Raw genomic sequence first — 19,964 nt, 5'->3', positions numbered from 1 at the left:
CGATCCGGTGAGCGATGCAGAGCACGCGAAAACCGTATTGCAGGGTGATGATTTCGCACGAATGCTGAAGCGGATAGCCCACGAGATCCTCGAATCCGAACGTGGCGCAGATCAACTGCTCGTTTTGGGGATTCATACTCGCGGTGTCCCGATCGCCGCTCGCCTGGCTCAGCTTCTGGGTCGGATCGACGGTGCCGAGGTTCCCTACGGCGCACTCGATGTCACGATGTACCGCGATGACCTCGCATCGAAACCGACTCGCGCATCCCGGCCGACGAGCATCCCCGACGGCACCGTCGATGGTCGCACCGTCGTGCTCGTCGACGACGTGCTGTTCTCGGGCCGAACCATACGAGCGGCCCTCGATGCACTCGCCGATCACGGCCGGGCCAAGGCCGTTCGGCTCGCAGTGCTCGTGGACAGGGGCCATCGGGAGCTTCCGATCCGCGCGGACTTCGTTGGAAAGAACCTTCCCTCCTCGCGATCCGAGCGCGTCCTCGTCCAGCTCGAAGAGATCGACGGCACCGACGCCGTACTGATCGAGAGTCCGGCGGGTGACATCGCATGAAGCATCTGCTCACGGGCGCGCTGCGTCGAGAGGATGCGATCTCGCTGCTCGACGCCGCTGAAGACATGCACGAAGTGCAGGATCGGCAGCTGAAGAAGCTCCCTGCGCTGCGCGGCAGAACGGTCGTCAACGCGTTCTTCGAAAACTCGACGAGAACACGCTCGTCCTTCGAGATAGCCGGAAAATGGCTTTCGGCAGACGTCATCAACGTCTCCGGATCCGCATCGAGTGTGAAGAAGGGCGAGAGCCTCCGCGACACAGTTCTGACGCTCGCGGCCATGGGCATAGACGGCATCGTGATGCGGCACGGAGATTCCGGTGCCGCCCAGTTGGCGGCCGACTGGCTCGATGTGAGTTTCCCTTCGGTGCGCGTGATCAATGCCGGTGACGGGGCGCACGAACATCCCACCCAGGCGCTGCTGGACGCATTCGCGCTGCGCCGTCGACTCTTCGGTGCCCAGAGTCGAGGAAGGGGCCTCGACGGCGTGCGAATCGCGATCGCCGGTGACATCGCTCATTCCCGTGTCGCCCGATCCAATGCGCTGCTGCTTCCAGCGCTCGGAGCCGAGGTGACATTCGTGGGGCCGCCGACGCTTCTGCCGCCGGGAGCGGACACCTGGAACACGACGGTGACGACGGATTTCGACGCGGTCCTGCAGCAGCCGCTCGACGCGCTCATGATGCTGCGCGTGCAACTCGAACGCCAAAGGGGCGCGTTCGTGCCGTCGGTCGGCGAGTACATCGTCGGATGGTCGCTCACGGATGAGCGCAGGGCGAAACTCGATGACGACACGGTGATAATGCACCCGGGGCCCATGAACCGCGGGCTCGAGATATCGTCGCGTGCGGCGGAGGGACTGCAGTCGGCGGTTCTCGAACAGGTGACGAGCGGGGTCTCGCTGCGGATGGCCGTGCTCTACTCGCTGATAGCGGGAGAGGAGCCGCAATGACCACGATCATCAGGGGAGCAAAGATCCTCGGAGGCGAGACTGCCGACCTGCTCGTCGAGGACGGCGTCATAGCCGAAATCGGTAGGGTCTCCGCGGAAGGAGATGAGATCGATGCGGCGGGTCTCGTTGCGCTACCCGGCCTGGTCGATCTGCACGTGCATTTCCGCGAGCCGGGAGGGGAACAGGCCGAGACCGTCGCAACAGGGTCTCGCGCCGCAGCGCAGGGTGGCTTCACCGCGGTCTTCGCGATGGCGAACACGAGCCCGGTCGCTGATTCTGTTGCCGTCGTAGAACTCGTTCATGACCTCGGCAGGAGAGCCGGTCTCGTCGATGTGCGCCCGATCGGTGCCGTGACGGTCGGCTTACATGGCGAACGTCTTGCTGAACTGGGTTTGATGGCTCGCAGCCGTGCGAACGTGCGCGTCTTCAGCGATGACGGCAAGTGCGTGCACGATCCGCTGCTGATGCGCAGGGCGCTCGAGTACGTGCGGCCCTTCGGCGGTGTCGTGGCCCAGCACGCGCAAGAGCCTCGGCTCACGGAGAACGCGGTGATGCACGAATCGGAGTTGAGCGGCAGGCTCGGGCTGCCAGGATGGCCCTCGGTTGCCGAGGAGTCGATCATTGCACGAGACGCACTGCTGGCCGAGCAGACCGACTCTCGTGTGCACGTCTGTCACGTATCGACAGCGGGAAGCGTCGATATCGTTCGATGGGCGAAGGCTCGCGGAATCTCGATAACCGCTGAAGTGACACCGCACCACTTGATGCTGACAGAAGAGCTTCTTGCCGGTTACGATCCGCTCTATAAGGTGAACCCGCCTCTGCGACGCGACGAGGACGTGTTTGCGTTGCGCGAAGCCGTCGCCGACGGCACCATCGACATCGTCGCAACCGATCACGCGCCTCATGCCGACGAGATGAAGAGGACGTCCTTCGAAGACGCGGCGTTCGGCATGGTGGGGCTCGAGTCGGCGCTTCCCGTTGTGCTCAAGACACTCGTCGAGCCCGGTCATATTGAGATTGCCGACGTCGCCAGGGTGCTGAGTTCCGCGCCGGCCGCCATCGGCGGTCTCACCGGCTATCGTGAGCCCCTCGCGGTCGGCGCGCCTGCGAACATCACGCTCGTCGACACTGCGGACAGCAGCGTCTTCACAACCGAACGTCTTGCAGGACGCAGCCTCAACTCTCCTTTCCTGGGAATCGAGCTGCCAGGGAGGGTTCAGCACGTTTTGCACAACGGTTATCGGACCGTGGCAGAGGGAAAGGTCGTCGAATGACTCGGGAGACGTTCGCAATCGTCGCGGTGATCTTCATCGCACTGCTGGTCGGGCTCGGGCTGCTCGGCTGGTGGGTGCGACGACGACGACAGCGGGATGTTCCGGCTCCTGTCGCCGTTCCGGAGGGCTTCGTGGCCCGATTCAGCTCGGACGTGCTCTACGTCGCTACCACGATGGCCGACAACGAATACGATCGCATTGCGGTTCACGGGCTCGGGCTGCGCAGCAGAGCGTCTCTCATCATCGGCGACGAGGGCATCGTTCTCTCCATGCCCGACACCGAGGTGTTCACGCCTGTCGAGGACCTGCGGGAAGTGCAGCGGGCGACGTGGACGATCGACCGCGCCGTCGAGCCAGGGGGCCTTTTGCGGTACGCCTGGCGTCTCGGGGCTCGCGAAGTGGCGACAAACGTGCGTGTCATCGGTGACGATGGCGAAACGCTGAAGCAATTGCTGGCGCTGTTGTCCGATGAGGACTCGAGGGAAGCCACGCAGGCAGGGAAGGAATCGTAGAAGTGGAACGAGCAGTATCCGATCGGCAGCCAGCCGCTCTCGTCCTGGAAGACGGCACGATCTATCGCGGCACCGCGTATGGAGCACAAGGAAGCACGCTCGGCGAAGCGGTTTTCACGACGGGCATGACGGGCTATCAGGAGACCATCACAGACCCGTCGTACGCAGGTCAGATCGTCGTGCAGACCGCCCCGCACATCGGCAACACGGGCGTGAACGATGAAGATCCCGAATCCCGGCAGATCTGGGTCTCCGGATACGCGGTCCGAGCAGCGAGCCGCGTTGCTTCGAACTGGCGCGCAACGGAGTCTTTGGCGGCTCGACTCGAGCGGGAAGACGTTATCGGCATCGCGGGCATCGATACACGCGCCGTCACGCTTCGGCTCCGCGAGCACGGCAGTATGCGAGCCGGGATCTTCTCCGGCGACGGCATGCGTACCGACACGGAAATGGTTGCCGCTGTTCTCAACAGCCCAGAGATGTCGGGGCGCAACCTCTCGGCCGAAGTGTCGGTTTCGGAACCGCAACGCTTCGAGGCGATAGGCGAACGGTTCGGGCTCGTCGCGGTTCTCGACCTGGGCATCAAGTCGGCGACGATCCGGTACCTTCGGGAGCGCGGCTTCGACCTCGTCGTACTGCCGCAGGACATCGCCTACGAACAACTGCGCGCATACGACGTCGACGCACTCTTCTTCTCGAACGGACCCGGTGACCCCGCGGCGAGCGATGCGCACGTCAAACTGCTTCGCAGCGCACTGCGCGACGGTATTCCGTACTTCGGAATCTGCTTCGGCAACCAATTGCTGGGGCGTGCACTCGGCCTCGAGACCTATAAGCTGCCGTTCGGTCACCGCGGCATCAACCAGCCCGTTCTGGATGTCGCGACAGGGCGGGTCGAAATCACGAGCCAGAACCACGGGTTCGCAGTGCAAGCACCACTCGGCGAGGATTTCGAGAGCCCCGCAGGGTTCGGCCGGGTGCGCGTGAGCCACTACTCATTGAACGACGATGTCGTCGAGGGCCTTGAAGCCCTCGATATTCCGGCGTTCAGTGTTCAGTTCCACCCCGAATCAGCCTCGGGACCCCGCGACTCCATGCATCTCTTCGACCGACTCGGCGAAGCGATCACAGCACGAAAGGCCGGTAACTGATGCCGAAGCGCGACGATATCAACGCAGTTCTCGTTATCGGCTCCGGTCCGATTGTTATCGGACAGGCAGCAGAGTTCGACTATTCGGGTACGCAGGCATGCCGTGTTCTCAGGGAAGACGGTGTTCGGGTGATTCTGGTGAATTCGAACCCTGCGACGATCATGACGGATCCCGATTTCGCCGACGCGACCTACATCGAGCCAATCACGCCCGAGGTCATCGAGTCCATCCTGCTGAAGGAGCGCCCCGACGCGATTCTTCCGACCCTCGGCGGTCAGACTGCGCTGAACGCCGCGATCGCCCTGCACGAACGCGGCGTGCTCGAGCGTCTCGGCGTCGAACTGATCGGCGCGAATGTGGACGCCATCCAGCGCGGAGAGGACCGCCAGCTGTTCAAGCAGCTCGTGCTCGACGCCGGCGCGGATGTCGCCAGGAGCACGATCGCCACCTCAGAACAGGACGCGCTCGATTTCACGAGTGAATTCGGCTATCCGGTCGTCGTCCGTCCGTCGTTCACGATGGGTGGGCTCGGCTCGGGATTCGCACACGATGAAGACGAACTGCGGCGCATGGTGCAGGACGGTATCTACTCGTCTCCGACCTCTGAAGTGCTGCTCGAGGAGTCGATTCTCGGTTGGAAGGAGTACGAACTCGAGCTGATGCGTGACACGGCCGACAACACGGTCGTCATCTGTTCGATCGAGAACGTCGACCCTGTCGGTGTGCACACGGGTGACTCCATCACGGTTGCCCCCGCGCTGACGCTGACCGATCGCGAGTTCCAGAGCCTCCGGGACATCGGCATCCAGATCATTCGTGACGTGGGCGTCGACACTGGCGGCTGCAACATCCAGTTCGCCGTCGACCCGGCCACGGGGCGCGTCATCGTCATCGAAATGAACCCCCGGGTTTCGCGATCGTCGGCACTGGCCTCGAAGGCGACGGGATTCCCGATCGCAAAGATCGCCGCGAAGCTCGCCCTCGGGTACCGGCTCGACGAGATCCCGAACGACATCACGAAAGCGACGCCCGCATCCTTCGAACCCACGATCGATTACGTCGTGGTCAAGGTGCCGCGCTTCACGTTCGAGAAGTTCCCGGCAGCTGATCCGACGCTCACGACCACGATGAAGTCCGTCGGCGAAGCGATGTCGATAGGCCGTACGTATACGCAGGCACTGCAGAAAGCGCTCAGATCCATTGAGAAGCGGGGCTCCTCCTTCCACTGGCTGGGCGAACCGGGCGACAAAGACGCACTGATCGAGACCGCCAAGACACCGACGGACGGTCGCATCGTCACGATTCAGCAGGCCATGCGTGCAGGGGCGACGATCGACGAGCTGTTCCGGGCAACCGGCATGGATCCCTGGTTCCTCGATCAGATCGCCCTCATCAACGAAACGGCCGATTTCGTCACCGACGCACAGCGCCTCACGGCCGATGTTCTCGCGGAGGCGAAGGAGCACGGATTCTCGGACTCCCAGATCGCGCAGCTGCGCGGCACTCACGAAGACATCGTGCGGCAACAGCGCTGGGACTACGGGCTGCGACCGGTGTTCAAGACCGTCGACACGTGCGCCGGGGAGTTCCCTGCGGAGACGCCGTATCACTATTCGAGCTACGACCTGGAAACCGAAGTCGTTCCTTCCGATCGCAAGAAGGTGATCATCCTCGGTTCCGGGCCCAACCGCATCGGACAGGGCATCGAGTTCGACTACTCGTGCGTTCACGCGTCCTTCGCACTGCGGGACGCCGGCTACGAGACCATCATGGTCAACTGCAACCCGGAGACCGTCTCAACCGACTACGACACATCGGATCGTCTCTACTTCGAACCGCTCACGCTCGAGGATGTTCTCGAGATCGTGCACGCCGAGTCGGCGGCCGGGGAGCTCGTCGGCGTCATTGTGCAGCTCGGTGGCCAGACACCGCTGTCGCTGGCGCGCGGTCTCGAGGCGGCCGGCGTTCCTATTCTCGGAACGCAGCCGGACGCGATCGACCTAGCGGAGGAGCGAGGGCTCTTCCAGCGCATCCTGGACGCAGGCGGTCTCATCGCGCCCAAGAACGGCACTGCCACGAGTGAGGAGGAAGCGGTCGCGATCGCCGAGGAGATCGGGTATCCGGTGCTTGTGCGACCGTCGTTCGTCCTGGGCGGCCGCGGTATGGAGATCGTCTACGACACGGAAGCGCTCCGCGGGTACTTCGAGCGGATTTCCGAGCACGGCATCATCGGCCCGGATCGGCCCGTTCTCGTTGACCATTTCCTCGACGACGCGGTCGAAATCGATGTCGACGCCATCTACGACGGCACGGAGCTGTACATAGGAGGGATCCTCGAGCACATCGAGGAGGCCGGCATCCACTCGGGCGACTCGAGCTGTACCTTGCCGCCCTTCGGACTCGGACGCCACCAGATCGAGCGGGTGCGGACAGCAACGGAGCGCATCGCCGAAGGTCTCGGTGTACGCGGACCGATCAACGTGCAGTTCGCCATCGCCGCCGATGTCCTCTACGTCATAGAAGCGAACCCGCGTGCCAGCAGAACCGTGCCCTTCGTCGCGAAGGCGCAGGGCATGGGTGTTGCCAAGGCCAACGCACTCGTGATGGCCGGCCACTCGATACGCGAAGTCATCGAGCGGGGCGTGCTGCCTGCCACGGACGGCACGTACGTCCCCGGAGGAGCCCCCGTCGCAGTCAAGGAGGCGGTGCTGCCCTTCAGGCGATTCCGCACCAAGGGAGGCATGCTGGTCGACAGCCTGCTCGGCCCGGAGATGCGGTCGACCGGTGAGGTCATGGGCATCGACAGCAATCTCCCCACCGCTTTCGCGAAGAGCCAGGCGGGTACGACGGGTGGGTTGCCGACGTCCGGCACCGTCTTCGTCTCGCTCGCCGACCGCCACAAGCGTCAAGCGGTCTTCCCCGTCCACAGGCTGGAGCAGCTCGGCTTCGACATTGTCGCGACCGAGGGGACCGCCGAAGTACTGCGCCGCAACGGCATCCCCGTCACGGAGGTTGCCAAGCTTTCCAAGGCCGGATTCGAGGACTCCATCGTCGGCGCCATCCATCGTGGTGAGGTCGACATGGTGATCAACACGCCCTCGACGGGAATCTCGCGCCAGGACGGTTACGAGATCCGAGCTGCGACCGCGGGTGCCGACAAGCCGATCTTCACGACGGTTTCGCAGCTTGCTGCCGCAACGATGGCGATCGAAGCGAACAGAGAAGCGTTCAACGTGACGAGTCTGCAGGAGTACAACGAACGACGCGAGACTGTGCGATGACGGCATTCGGGTCGCGGCTGGTCAGTGCCATCAGCGATCGTTCGCCGCTGTGCGTCGGCATCGATCCGCATCCGCACCTGCTGCGGGACTGGGGGCTGCCGGATGCGCCGGAATCGCTCAGGTCGTTCGGCCTTGCCGTTGTCGAAGCCGCCGCGGGCCGAGCCGCCGCGATCAAACCGCAGGTGGCGTTCTTCGAACGGCACGGTTCCGCGGGTCTGCGAGCGCTGGAAGACGTCCTCGCCGTCGCGCGGGATCGTGACGTCCTGGTCATCGGGGACGCCAAGCGTGGCGATGTGGGAACCTCGGTCGCCGCCTACGGAGAAGCGTGGCTGCACCCGGACTCCCCACTGTTCGTCGACGCGCTCACCGTTTCCGCGTTTCAGGGAACCGGATCGCTCGCCAGCGTCTTCGAGCTCGCGAGCGAGCACGAACGCGGGCTCTTCGTGCTCTGTGCGACGAGCAACCCGGAGGCAGCGGGCATTCAGCTTGCCACGACCGAGACCGGTGAGACCGTCGCGGCGACGATCGCACGAGAGGTCGCAGTACTCAACAGCGCTGCTGCTTCATCGATGGGCTCGATCGGCCTCGTTCTCGGCGCGACGATCGATGTGCGGGACTTCGGAATCGAAGTGGATGCGAACACGCCGGTGCTCGCCCCCGGCTTCGGCGCACAGGGCGGTCGCCTCGAGGATCTCCGCACGCTGTTCCCGGCTTCCGCTCCCGTGCTCGCCGCTGTTTCGCGCAGCATCCTCGAGCACGGACCCGACGGGCTCGTCGCGGCGATCGACGAAGCAGTTGCTACAGTTTCGGCATGAGCGTCCCCGATCCAGTGCAGGCTTCGGCTGAGGCCGTGCGGAGTCGGCGAGCACGAGCCGAGGTGAAACAGGCAATAGCCGCCGGCGAGCGAACGCCACTCGAAGTGTGTGAAACGGCCTGGAGCGATGCCACCAGCGCGGAGTCCTCGCTGCTCGCATCCGAGTTGCTGAGCTCGCTGCGAGGGCTCGGCCCTCTGCGTACGGATCAGACGCTGGAGGAACTCGGTATCTCGCGGCGACGGCGGCTGCGCGGTCTGGGGGTGCACCAACGCGACCGGCTGCGGCACTGGTTGCGGGAGCGCCCCGGCACGGATCGCCCCAACCTCGTCGTCCTCGCCGGCCCGACCGCTGTTGGAAAGGGCACCGTTGCCCAGTTCATTCGCGACCGCTATCCGCAGATCAAACACGCGGTCTCGGCCACGACGAGAAGCATCCGACCCGGTGAGATCGATGGCGTGCACTATCGATTCGTCTCGGATGCCGAGTTCGACGCGATGATTGAGCACGGCGAGTTTCTCGAATGGGCCACCGTACACAATGCGTACCGATACGGAACACCGAAGTCGTCGGTTGATGAGCAGCTCAGCCGTGGCAACAGTGTTCTGCTCGAGATCGACCTGCAGGGCGCGCGAGCCGTGAGAGACGCGATGCCGGAGGCACTCACGATCTTCCTCGCACCGCCCAGCTGGGATGAACTCGTTCGCCGGCTTGTCGGCCGCGGCACGGAAACCGAGGAGGAGCGAGCACGGCGACTCCGTACCGCGGAGGTTGAGCTGGCGAGTCAGCACGAATTCGATCACGTTGTCGTCAACCACGATGTGGCGGAAGCCGCGCATCGCGTTGTCGAACTGCTGCGCGGTGACGTGAGCTAGGACGGCGAGTGAGCTAGAATGGGAAGCTGCGTGCCGTGGGCGCACCGAACCACGGCCCACACCAAGACTCTTTAAGGAGCAATTCGCATGACCGAGCAGGGCATCATCAATCCGCCCATCGACGACCTCCTCGCGAAGGTCGACTCGAAGTACCAGCTGGTGATCTTCGCAGCCAAGCGCGCGCGTCAGATCAATGACTACTACACCGACCTCTCCGAGGGTTCAATGTTCGACAACGTCGGACCCCTCGTCGATGCAAGTCTCGACGACAAGCCGCTGTCCATTGCGCTGCACGAAGTAGTGGAGGACAAGCTTCTTCTGAAGCCCGCTTCGGAATGACCTTGCGCATCCTTGTCGGTATCAGTGGCGGCATCGCCGCGTACAAGGCCGCGTCGCTGATCCGCCTGCTGGTGCAGGAGGGGCACGATGTGCACGCTGTGCCGACAACTTCGGCTCTTCGATTCATCGGGAAGCCGACGCTCGAAGCGCTGAGCCGAAATCCTGTGACAAGCGACGTGTTCGATGACGTCGCTGAAGTGCGGCACGTTGCGCTCGGGCAACGTGCCGACCTGATCATCGTTGCTCCCGCTACCGCGAACACTCTCGCCAAGCTCGCGAACGGTCAGGCGGACGATCTCCTGGGAACGTCGGTGCTCGCTTCCTCCGCTCCTCTCGTTATCGCGCCCGCTATGCACACGGAGATGTGGCAGCATCCGGCGACGCAAGACAACGTTGCCAAACTCACCGAGCACGGGGCCCGCTTCGTCGGCCCCGACGCCGGCGAACTCACGGGTGGTGACGTTGGCGCCGGCCGGCTCGCGGACCCGGAACGCATAGTTCGGGAAGCGCTTGCGATAGTGGGCGACGACTCCCTGCGCGGCACGAGCGTCGTCATCAGTGCGGGTGGCACCCACGAGTCCATCGACCCCGTCAGATTCATCGGCAACCGTTCTTCCGGCGCGATGGGCGTTGCCCTCGCAAAGCGTGCTCTCGCAAGAGGCGCAAGCGTGACCCTCGTCGGAGCGAACCTGCAGGTGCATCCTCCTGCGGGAGCGGACGTGGTCTCCGTCGAGTCGACCGCGGAGCTGCGTGACGCAATGTTGGCCGGTGCGAATGCCGACATCGTCATCATGGCGGCCGCGGTTTCCGATTATCGGGTCGCAGGCGGAAGCGACGCGAAGTTGAAGAAGGAGACCCTCGGTGCGAATCCGACGATCGAGCTTGCAGAGAACCCGGACATACTGGCTGAGCTCGCCCGTGCCGAGCGCTCCAACACCGTCGTTGGATTCGCGGCGGAGACCGAGAGCGAACAGGACGCACTGATCGCCCTCGGCAGAGCCAAGCTGGAGCGGAAGGGCGCCGATCTTCTTGTTGTGAACCGCGTGGGCACCGAAGCGGGTTTCGGTGAGCGCGAAACATCCGTAACCGTGCTCGATGCGAACGGTATCGTTGCTGCGGCCGCGGGAACCAAGATGTCAGTGGCTGACGTCATCATGGATGCCATTGCACAACACAAGGAGACATCGTGAGCCTGAGACTCTTCACTTCGGAATCCGTGACGGAAGGGCATCCCGACAAACTCGCGGACCAAGTGTCCGATGCGATTCTGGACGCCATGCTGGCGCAGGACCCCCATGCGCGAGTCGCCGTCGAGACGTTGCTGACAACCGGGCTCGTGCACATCGCCGGTGAAGTGCGGACGAAGGGGTATGTCGAGATCCCCGACGTCGTCCGCGACACGATCCGCAGTGTCGGGTACACCTCAAGCGCGGCATCGTTCGATGCCGACACCTGTGGCGTCACGGTCTCGATCGGCAATCAATCTGCGGAAATCAAGGCGGGTGTCGACAATGCCCTCGAAATCCGTGAAGGAGGCGACGACGAACTCTCGCAGCTCGGTGCCGGTGATCAGGGGCTCATGTTCGGATTCGCGACCAATGAGTCGGAAGAGTTCATGCCCATCACGGCCCATGCCGCTCACAGGCTCGCTGAGCGGCTCACAGAGGTCCGGAAGAGCGGTGAACTGCCGTACTTGCTGCCGGATGGTAAAACCCAGGTGACCGTCGGTTACGAGGGTTTCAGCCCGCGAACGGTAGAAACCGTCGTGCTCTCCACGCAGCACACGAGGGAAGCAGATCTCGCGACGGTGCAGCGGGACGTCGCGGAGCACGTCGTCGCGCCCGTCATCGACAGCCTGGGTCTCGATGCGAGCGGATTGCGCCTGATCATCAATCCGGCGGGCCCGTTCACGGTGGGCGGACCCAGGGCAGACGCAGGTCTGACGGGGCGCAAGATCATCGTCGACACGTACGGCGGCGCCTCACGACACGGCGGCGGAGCGTTCAGCGGCAAGGACCCTTCGAAGGTAGACCGTTCGGCAGCGTATGCGATGCGCTGGGTCGCCAAGAACGCTGTCGCAGCCGGATTCGCAGACCGACTGGAAGTGCAGGTCGCATACGCCATCGGGCGCGCGGAGCCCGTCGGGCTGTACATCGAAACCTTCGGCACCGAGAAGATCGACAAAGGGACGATCGTCGCCGCGATTCGCGACACCTTCGACCTTCGCCCGGAGGCGATCATCCGGAGTCTCGATCTCCGACGTCCCATTTACGGGGCGACGAGCGCGTACGGCCACTTCGGCAGAGCGCTGCCGGACTTCACGTGGGAGCGCACCGACCGAGTCGAACAGCTCCGGGCCGCGGCTGGGCTGTAGCGTGGCGGCATCCGTCGCTCGGGTGCTCCTAGACTCACGCCTGCCCCAGCTCGACAGACTGTTGGACTTCCGTGTCCCTGCAGCTTTGCAGGGGGACATCGCAGAAGGTGTACGGGTCAGGGTGCCACTGCGCGGTGGCAGGCTCACGGCGGGGTACGTGGCGGAACTCTCGGACACCTCCGAGTACGCGGGAGAGTTGGAGGACATCGAACGTGTCGTTTCACCGACTGTCGCGCTGCACCCCGAGGTACTCGAACTCGCTCGTAGCGTCGCCGAACGCGCGGCCGGCAATACCGCCGATGTGTTGCGACTTGCAATTCCCGGACGTCAGGCAAGGGTCGAAAAAGCATACGTGCCGCCCGAACTCGAGCCACTGGCCGGCTCGTCCCACGATGAGTGGTCAGCACTGGAGCCGGGAACACGCTGGGTCGCCGACCTGGCCGGGGGTGTGACGTCGGCGAACGGTATCGCCGTCGGCATCTGGGCGACGACGATCGCCTCACTCGTGCGTGCGACGCTCGCGAAGGGGAAGCAGGCCGTCGTCGTCGTGCCCGACTATCGGGAGCAGCGACAATTGCATGCCGCGCTTGTCGACGTCGTTGGTCGAGAGCGGATCGCTTCGCTGGACGCACGTCAGAGCAACGCTGATCGGGCTCGCAGCTTCCTCCTCGCGGGCAGCGGGCTGCCGACCGTGACCATCGGACCGAGGAGCACCGTGTACGCTCCCGCATCCAAGCTCGGGCTCATCGTGATCTGGGATGACGGAGACCCACTGCACCGAGAGCCGCTTGCTCCCCACATCCATTCGCGCGATGCCGCGCTGCAGCGGCAAGCACTGAGCGGCGCAGTGCTCGTCTTCGCTGCTCATGCCAGGTCCACTGCTGTGCAGCGGCTTGCGGAAATCGGCTATCTCGAATCGCTCGACCTGCCGCGGGCGAACCGTCCCAAGGTAATCCCCGCCGATCTCGTGCGCGATCAGGAAGGGCGCATCCCTTCCATCGCCTACAGCGCGATCCGATCCGGACTCGCGGAGGGACCGGTGCTGGTGCAGGTCGCGAAGCCGGGGTTCTCGACACGACTCGTCTGCGCATCCTGCGGTGACCCCGTACGGTGTCAGCACTGCACCGGCCCGGTGCGTCCAAGACGCTACACGAACCTGGGTGACTCTCGCCCGGACCCGGCATGCGCCTGGTGCGGGCGAGGGCTCGGTGCCGGTACGTGCGACCGCTGCGGAGGATCGAAATTCAGCGAGGCAGGCAGCGGAAGCGGGAAGACAGCCGGTGAACTCGGGCGTGCGTTTCCCGGCACGTCCGTGACGGTTGCAGACGGAGAGCACGAACATCTCGAAGTGGATGCTCGCCCGCGCCTCGTCGTCGCAACGCCGGGAGCAGCGCCGCTCGCCGTCGATGGCTTCAGATCGGTCGTGCTCCTGGATGGCGCCTCCGCACTCATGGGCGAAAGACTGTCGGTCGTGGAGGACGGAGTGCGCCAGTGGCGGGCGGCCCTGGCCCTCGCGGCTGAAGACGCAACCTGCATCGTCACCGGTGCCTCCACGGAACTGGCGACGGCGCTGAACCGGCCGTCTACCGCCGGGTTCGCTGCCGCGCAGCTGGCGGAGCGACGTGAACTCGGATTCCCTCCCGCTGCGCGCGTCGCGAGCGTGTACGGCGGCAGCTCCGAAGTTGCAAGAGCCGTCTCCTCGCTCGACGGGATGCCGGGAGTGGATACGCTGGGTACCGTCAGCGTGAAGGGCCCGCAGGGGCAGGAAGAAGTTCGCACCATCGTGCGTTTCACGTACGCGAGCGGCCACGACGTCGCCGCCGCGCTGCGAGCGGAGGTGCTTCGGGCTGCGACCGGCCGACGGAAGGGATCCGGTCGCTTGCGCGTGAAATTGGATGATGTGGAGCCGTTCGAAGGAGCCGATGGATCATGAAGATCGTATTTGCGGGGTCTCCCGAGGTCGCCGTCCCCACGTTGCTGGCGCTCAGCGGAGCACACGACGTGCTCGCCGTGCTCACGCGTGAGCCGGCGCCTGTCGGCAGGCGGCGCACACTGACCCCGACGCCGGTCGCGGCAGCTGCAGAAGAACTGGGAATCCCCGTCATCGAATCCAATCGACCGGATGACGAGATCGCGGAACGCATCGCGGGGCTCGCGCCGGACCTCGGCGTCGTCATCGCCTACGGTGCACTGCTGCGCAGGCCGATGCTGGACGCGCCGAAGCACGGATGGGTGAACCTGCACTTCTCGTTACTGCCGCGGCACCGTGGTGCCTCACCGCTGCAGAGCACGATCCTGGCAGGGGAGCGGGAGGCCGGGCTCTCCGTCTTCCGGCTGGTTCCCGCACTGGACGCCGGCGACATCATTGTGCAGGCGTCGTCGCCGTTGGGGCCAGACGAAACCGCCGGCGAAGCGTTGAGTCGCCTCGCGCACGAAGGCGTCGGCACGGTCGTTACCGCTGTGAACCATATCGAGGCCGGAACCGCGGTCTTCACGCCGCAGGCCGGCGAACCCAGTTACGCTCCCAAACTGACCCGCGAGCACGGCGAGCTCGATTTCACGCGTGACGCCGCGTCGCTCTACGCGCGATTCCGTGGCGTCACGCCCGAGCCGGGCGCCTGGACCAACACCGAGATCGGCATTGTGAAAATCCTGGCCATGCGACCGGTAGCGGAGTGCGACGAGCAGCGGACCGCCGTTGCCACGATAGAAGGGAAGCGTGCCATCGTCACCTCCTCCGACGGCGCATTCGAGCTGCTTCGAGTGCAACCTCCCGGTAAACCTCCCATGGACGGCGACGCATGGCTTCGCGGACGCGGCGGCTTCGTGCAGCTGCTGAGCGAAGGGCAGGGGTCATGAGCGCGAGGTCGGTAGCACTCGACGTCATCATCGAAGTCGCCGAGCGTGACGCCTACGCGAATCTACTGCTGCCGAAACGTGTCGCCGCTGCATCGCTTTCTTCCGCCGATGCTGCTCTTGCGACCGAACTCACCTACGGGACACTGCGCTGGCAGGGGCAGTATGACAGCGTTATTCGGCAGCTCTCGTCACGTGATGTGTCCAACTTGGACTCGGACGTCGCGGCAGCGCTTCGACTCGGGATGCACCAGCTTGCGCGAACCCGTATTGCCGATCACGCGGCCGTGCACGAAACCGTCGATCTGCTCGGTCGCAACGCAAGGGGCAAACGCGGTTTCGTGAATGCCCTGCTGCGCAAGTGTGTCGACGGCGGTTATGCCGCTGTTCTGAACACGATCCTTGCGGAGGCGGAAGGGGATGAAGCGATCGCCCTCGAGCATGCGCATCCGAGCTGGATCATTCGGGCCTTCAGACGGGCGCTGGCTGCCGAAGCGCACGAGGACGAACTCCTGCGGCTGCTCGAAGCGAACAACACTGCAGCGGCAGTGCAGCTCGTAGCGCTGCCCGGCCTTGCAACGGCATCCGAACTCGGAGGAAGCACGACCGTGTCGCCAATCGGCACGAGCCTCGATCGAGGTGATCCAGCCGCCCATCCGCTGGTGAAGACCGGCAGGGCACGGGTGCAGGATGCGGGCAGCCAGCTCGCAGCGCTGGCGCTCGTCGAAGCACAGCGGGTGCAGCGAGGAGAACGCTGGTTGGACATGTGCGCTGGCCCCGGTGGTAAAGCTGCTCTCCTCGCAGCCTCGGCCGAGGTGCACGGGGTCGAGCTGATAGCGAACGAAGTGCAGCCCCACAGAGCGAAGCTCGTTCAGCGGGCGACCGAACGGTTCGGCACTCGGGTTGTGACGGGTGACGGCAGGCGGTTCGCAGAGGAGCCAGAGGCCTTCGACCGGGTCATTGTCGACGCTCCGTGCACGGGTCTCGGTGCGTTGCGCAGACGGCCGGAGTCGCGTTGGCGGAAGCGGGCGTCCGACATCGCCACGCTCTCAGCGCTGCAAGAGGAACTCCTCGCGGCAGCTGTCAAGACGACCAAGAGCGGTGGCATCGTCGCCTACGTCACGTGCTCTCCCCATTTGGCGGAGACGCAGCAGATCGTGCAGCGCGCCGTACGGTCCGGGGAGGTCGAGGCGATCGAGACCGGCCCGATCATGGAGCGTATCGCCCCCGGCATCGCGGAATGTTCGCGAGGCACGGCAGCACAGCTGTGGCCGCACAGGCACGGCACGGATGCCATGTTCGTGCAGTTGCTGCGTAAGCTCTAGAACGGTGGAGGCTCACCATCATCATCGACTGTCAGACTTGAGGTCCATGGATCGAGAATGATCGCCGCCGGATGAGGCTCGGGTTCGACATTGCGGATGTGCCCTAGCGGCGACGTCCACTCGATGCTTCCCGGTTCGCCGTGGTCGATGCGCCATCCGCTGTTGGGCCCCATTCGATGCTTGATCGTATGATGTCGGCGGCACAGCGCCGCAAGGTTGTCGGGGGTCGTGGTGCCCCCGTACTGCCATTCCAGGCTGTGATCGAGGTCGCCTTCGCGCGACGGGCGAGAGCAGCCTGGGAATCGGCAGGTCTGGTCGCGAAGAACGATAAGTCTTTTGAGCGATGCCGTCGGTTTGTAGACGTCCGCAGTAACGACGACTCCTGTTGCCGGATCGGTAAAGAGCCTCGTCCAAGAGGTTGCTCCGCCCGCGAGGAGAAGCGCGGTTGCGTCGTCGATGAGTTGCCCGGTCGGCAGCTCTGCGCTGCCAAGCGAGCCTTCGCAGCCGGCGTCCGCACCCGTGAGGACGGTCGCGGGCATCGTCAGGGTGATGTTCGCAGTGACGCCGGCAAGATAGCCCTCATCGTCGGCGTCTCCCGTCAGCAGCGTTGCGGTCACCGCGTCGGCGATCCACTGCGGCATCGTACGGTCATCGTCGACACCGGCGTTGTTGTCAGAGTCGGCGCCGTGCTTGTACGCGTGGCGGAGACGTTGCATGATCGCTTCGACCTGCACAGCTGAAGTACGGAGAATGAGCTTGGCCATGCCATCGGTTTCGGGCTGTGCCCATACAGCTCGTTCGGCGAAAGCATTCTCGTGGCGTTGCTCGAGCGGTTCCGGCTCAAGCTGCTGTGCGATGCGGCGAGCGATCGGTGCCAACTGCGAAGGAGTGCGGTCACCTATCTGCGGCAGAATACGACGCTCGAATTCGAGCATCGCTTCCTCTGACAACTCCTCTGCGGCGCGCTGCATCACCCAGATGTGACCACGGGTCAGCTTGCCGGCCATCCACGCCTCGACGGTATTGGGAAACTCTCGCACCAGTGCGGCGTCTTCGGCCAGACGGCTTCCTGTCGACCGTTCTGCAGATCGGGTTGCCGAGGCGAGCGCTGAGACCGCCAACTGGCGTTCCTCCTCGACCGCATCGCGCCAGGGACCGTCGTGAAGTCTGCCGGCCGCTGTGATCAAGTCATTGGCCTCGGCTCGCGCATGTGCGAGCTGCGCATTGATCTGCTCTTGCCGCTGTTGCAGATCGGTGATCTCGTCGAGCAGGGTGAACAGTCGCTGCTTGGTCTCGACGTATTCATACGCCTCATCGATCGAGCTGATGGTCACGCCGGCGACCTTGGCCCGGCCATCGGGCTCGGGGAAGATCCCCGGATACTCGACCCCGCCGAAAGGATCCAACGGCGTATCGGGGAAAGACGTGTGCGTAGAAGCGCGCAGTGAGGTGCGTACGTAGTCGGGAGATTCGAACCTCGGCGTTTGTTTCGCCATGTCGCTCACCTCCGATTCCCGTGCCTCTGACGTGTAGTCAGCGCTTCAAGCCACTGCTTCTAGTTACCGACCAGTCTGCCCGCGACGTCCGACATGAAACCCCGCTAGAAGCTTCAACCTTGAACCATTAGTTGAACACGCTTCCTGTGGTTGAGTTCCGACGGATTGTCGCGGCCCAGCGAAAGGCGCAGACCTAGGTAGCATCGGTGTATGCGCATCCATCCCTCTATCCTGTCTAGCGATTTCGCGAATTTAGAGCTGGAATTACAGCGCATCGAAACCGCGGATGCCGCGCACATCGACGTTATGGACGGCCACTTCGTCCCCAACCTGACGATCGGGCTTCCCGTCGTGCGCAGACTGGGAGAGGTTTCCCCCATCCCACTCGATGTACATCTCATGATCGAGAACCCTGACGAACTGGCACCGCAGTACGCCGTGCCGGGCGTCGAATCGATCACCTTCCACTTCGAGGCAGCGAGAGACGCGGTCGGGATCGCAAGCGCGATCCGTGACGCCGGTGCTGCTCCCGCGGTCGCGATCAAGCCGGGAACGGAAGCCCGTGTCGTCACCGACATCATCGACGCCTTCGACATGGTGCTCGTGATGACCGTCGAGCCCGGTTTCGGCGGTCAGTCGTTCATGCCCGAAGTGCTTCCGAAACTGGTTGAGCTGCGTAGCGCCGCTGCCGAGGCGGGAACGATTGTTCGACTCCAGGTCGACGGCGGCGTGGACGCCGTGACGATCGTGGATGCTGCGCTGGCCGGGGCCGACACGTTCGTCGCGGGCAGCGCCGTCTATGGAGGGAATCCAGCAGAGCGGATAGCGTCATTGCGGGCCTCACTCGGCGATACTCTAGACGGGTGAAGAACTTCGATTCGCTGTACGCCGAACTGCGTCAATCCCTCGCCGAACGCCGCCCGGACTCCGGAACGGTCGCACGCGTCGACGCGGGTGTGCATACCATCGGCAAGAAAATCGTCGAGGAAGCGGCCGAAGTGTGGATGGCGGCCGAATACGAATCGGACGACGAATGCGCTGAGGAGATCTCTCAGCTCCTCTATCACCTGCAGGTGTTGATGCTGGCAAAGGGCATCCGCCTCGAAGACGTCTACAAGCACCTGTGATGCCGCACTTCGCGGAGAAAGCTGATTCATGCTGAAGATCGCCGTCCCGAACAAGGGATCGCTCTCGGATACCGCCTCCAACATGCTCACCGAAGCCGGCTACCGCGGCCGTCGCGACTCGAAAGAGCTGACGATGGTCGACGCCGACAACGACGTCATGTTCTTCTACCTCCGACCACGCGACATTGCTACGTACGTCGCCTCCGGAGCGCTCGACGTCGGGATAACCGGTCGCGACCTGTTGCTCGACTCGGGAGCAGCAGCCACGGAACTCATGGGTCTTGACTTCGCCCGCTCGACGTTCCGCTTCGCCGGCCCTGTTGGACGGTTCAACAGCATCGCCGAACTCAGCGGCGGGCGTATCGCCTCCAGCTACACGGGCCTGGTCCAGCGAGCGCTGGACGAAGCCGGTATCGAAGCGGAGACGGTGCACCTCGACGGCGCAGTGGAAAGCAGCGTGAAACTCGGCGTCGCCGACGCGATCGCGGACGTGGTTGAAACCGGCGCGACGCTTCGAGCGCAGGGGCTGGAGCCTTTCGGCGAGGAGATCCTGCGCAGCGAAGCCGTGCTGATCGGCGGGGAGCGTCAGCCGACAGGGCTCAAACGACTCATTCGCCGCCTGCACGGCGTGATCGTCGCGCGTCGGTTCGTGCTGGTCGACTACGACGTGCATCGTGACAACCTCACGGCTTCCGTCGCGGTCGCGCCCGGTGTCGAATCGCCGACCGTGTCCCCGCTCCACGATCCGGACTGGGTCGCGGTACGCATCATGGTCGAGGCCGAGCGCACCAATCGCGTCATGGACGAGCTCGAAGAGGCGGGAGCGAAGGCGATTCTCGTTACAGCGATCAGAGCGGCCCGCGTCTGATGCTCGCAACGCGTGTGATTCCGTGTCTCGATGTCAAACACGGCCGAGTCGTGAAAGGCGTGAAATTTCAGGGGCTCGCAGACATGGGTGATCCCGTCGAGCTCGCGGCGCGCTACGCGGCCGAAGGGGCCGACGAGCTGACGTTTCTGGATG

The 19,964-nt window shown here is 64.3% G+C and carries 19 protein-coding genes; 18 read left to right on the top strand and 1 reads right to left on the bottom strand.

Translation table 11 applies throughout. The annotated features are described in order from the left end of the window. Positions 1-7: 7 nt before the first annotated feature. The 14 genes from pyrR to Q0O95_RS06730 all read left to right on the top strand — a co-directional run bounded on the left by pyrR (position 8) and on the right by Q0O95_RS06730 (position 16,320). Positions 8-568, top strand: coding sequence for a bifunctional pyr operon transcriptional regulator/uracil phosphoribosyltransferase PyrR (gene pyrR / locus Q0O95_RS06795; RefSeq protein ID WP_293696641.1), 561 nt, complete (start codon positions 8-10; stop codon positions 566-568). Then, positions 565-1,518 carry an aspartate carbamoyltransferase catalytic subunit gene (locus Q0O95_RS06790; protein WP_293696639.1) on the top strand — a complete coding sequence of 318 codons (954 nt, stop codon included), beginning with the start codon at positions 565-567 and terminating at the stop codon, positions 1,516-1,518. Before pyrR ends, Q0O95_RS06790 begins: the two co-directional genes overlap by 4 nt. Then, positions 1,515-2,795 carry a dihydroorotase gene (locus Q0O95_RS06785; protein ID WP_293696638.1) on the top strand — a complete coding sequence of 427 codons (1,281 nt, stop codon included), beginning with the start codon at positions 1,515-1,517 and terminating at the stop codon, positions 2,793-2,795. The genes Q0O95_RS06790 and Q0O95_RS06785 overlap by 4 nt, the downstream gene beginning before the upstream one ends. Then, positions 2,792-3,307 carry a hypothetical protein gene (locus Q0O95_RS06780; RefSeq protein ID WP_293696637.1) on the top strand — a complete coding sequence of 172 codons (516 nt, stop codon included), beginning with the start codon at positions 2,792-2,794 and terminating at the stop codon, positions 3,305-3,307. Before Q0O95_RS06785 ends, Q0O95_RS06780 begins: the two co-directional genes overlap by 4 nt. 2 nt (positions 3,308-3,309) lie before the next feature. Beyond that, the gene (gene carA / locus Q0O95_RS06775) at positions 3,310-4,458 is read left to right on the top strand and encodes a glutamine-hydrolyzing carbamoyl-phosphate synthase small subunit (protein ID WP_293696635.1); all 1,149 of its coding nucleotides are present in this window, start codon (positions 3,310-3,312) and stop codon (positions 4,456-4,458) included. After that, on the top strand, positions 4,458-7,739 hold the full coding sequence (gene carB / locus Q0O95_RS06770; protein WP_293696633.1) for a carbamoyl-phosphate synthase large subunit: 3,282 nt from the start codon (positions 4,458-4,460) through the stop codon (positions 7,737-7,739). Before carA ends, carB begins: the two co-directional genes overlap by 1 nt. After that, a complete protein-coding gene (pyrF, locus tag Q0O95_RS06765) occupies positions 7,736-8,554 on the top strand; it encodes an orotidine-5'-phosphate decarboxylase (RefSeq protein ID WP_293696631.1) in 819 nt (272 codons plus the stop codon). Before carB ends, pyrF begins: the two co-directional genes overlap by 4 nt. Continuing rightward, positions 8,551-9,426, top strand: a complete 876-nt coding sequence (gene gmk, locus Q0O95_RS06760; RefSeq protein ID WP_293696629.1) for a guanylate kinase — start codon at positions 8,551-8,553, stop codon at positions 9,424-9,426. Before pyrF ends, gmk begins: the two co-directional genes overlap by 4 nt. Positions 9,427-9,513: 87 nt before the next feature. After that, positions 9,514-9,765, top strand: a complete 252-nt coding sequence (rpoZ, locus tag Q0O95_RS06755; protein WP_293696627.1) for a DNA-directed RNA polymerase subunit omega — start codon at positions 9,514-9,516, stop codon at positions 9,763-9,765. Beyond that, on the top strand, positions 9,762-10,955 hold the full coding sequence (gene coaBC, locus Q0O95_RS06750) for a bifunctional phosphopantothenoylcysteine decarboxylase/phosphopantothenate--cysteine ligase CoaBC (RefSeq protein ID WP_366516458.1): 1,194 nt from the start codon (positions 9,762-9,764) through the stop codon (positions 10,953-10,955). Before rpoZ ends, coaBC begins: the two co-directional genes overlap by 4 nt. Beyond that, positions 10,949-12,139 (top strand): methionine adenosyltransferase, encoded by a 1,191-nt coding sequence (gene metK / locus Q0O95_RS06745; protein WP_293696665.1) that lies wholly within the window; start codon positions 10,949-10,951, stop codon positions 12,137-12,139. The genes coaBC and metK overlap by 7 nt, the downstream gene beginning before the upstream one ends. 1 nt (position 12,140) lies before the next feature. Then, positions 12,141-14,072: a primosomal protein N' gene (locus Q0O95_RS06740; RefSeq protein WP_293696625.1), complete on the top strand. Its 1,932-nt coding sequence runs from the start codon at positions 12,141-12,143 to the stop codon at positions 14,070-14,072. After that, positions 14,069-14,998, top strand: coding sequence for a methionyl-tRNA formyltransferase (gene fmt, locus Q0O95_RS06735; protein ID WP_293696623.1), 930 nt, complete (start codon positions 14,069-14,071; stop codon positions 14,996-14,998). Before Q0O95_RS06740 ends, fmt begins: the two co-directional genes overlap by 4 nt. Continuing rightward, positions 14,995-16,320 carry an RsmB/NOP family class I SAM-dependent RNA methyltransferase gene (locus Q0O95_RS06730; protein ID WP_293696622.1) on the top strand — a complete coding sequence of 442 codons (1,326 nt, stop codon included), beginning with the start codon at positions 14,995-14,997 and terminating at the stop codon, positions 16,318-16,320. The genes fmt and Q0O95_RS06730 overlap by 4 nt, the downstream gene beginning before the upstream one ends. Here the strand turns inward: Q0O95_RS06730 and Q0O95_RS06725 are convergent. Then, positions 16,317-17,816, bottom strand: a complete 1,500-nt coding sequence (locus tag Q0O95_RS06725; RefSeq protein ID WP_293696621.1) for an HNH endonuclease signature motif containing protein — start codon at positions 17,814-17,816, stop codon at positions 16,317-16,319. The two genes, Q0O95_RS06730 and Q0O95_RS06725, sit on opposite strands and share 4 nt — an antisense overlap. Before the next feature lie 210 nt (positions 17,817-18,026). Between Q0O95_RS06725 and rpe the strand changes: the two genes are divergently transcribed. The 4 genes from rpe to Q0O95_RS06705 form a co-directional block, all read left to right on the top strand. Next, on the top strand, positions 18,027-18,683 hold the full coding sequence (gene rpe, locus Q0O95_RS06720) for a ribulose-phosphate 3-epimerase (RefSeq protein WP_293696619.1): 657 nt from the start codon (positions 18,027-18,029) through the stop codon (positions 18,681-18,683). After that, the gene (locus tag Q0O95_RS06715; protein WP_293696617.1) at positions 18,680-18,943 is read left to right on the top strand and encodes a phosphoribosyl-ATP diphosphatase; all 264 of its coding nucleotides are present in this window, start codon (positions 18,680-18,682) and stop codon (positions 18,941-18,943) included. Before rpe ends, Q0O95_RS06715 begins: the two co-directional genes overlap by 4 nt. Before the next feature lie 28 nt (positions 18,944-18,971). Next, on the top strand, positions 18,972-19,811 hold the full coding sequence (hisG, locus tag Q0O95_RS06710; RefSeq protein WP_293696615.1) for an ATP phosphoribosyltransferase: 840 nt from the start codon (positions 18,972-18,974) through the stop codon (positions 19,809-19,811). Next, positions 19,808-19,964 (top strand): HisA/HisF-related TIM barrel protein (locus Q0O95_RS06705; RefSeq protein ID WP_293696663.1); only part of this gene is annotated, 157 nt, incomplete at its 3' end. The genes hisG and Q0O95_RS06705, both read left to right, overlap by 4 nt.

The organism is uncultured Agrococcus sp. (assembly GCF_945915485.1).
GTDB lineage: Bacteria > Actinomycetota > Actinomycetes > Actinomycetales > Microbacteriaceae > Agrococcus.
This window is presented reverse-complemented; position numbering and strand designations above follow the sequence as displayed.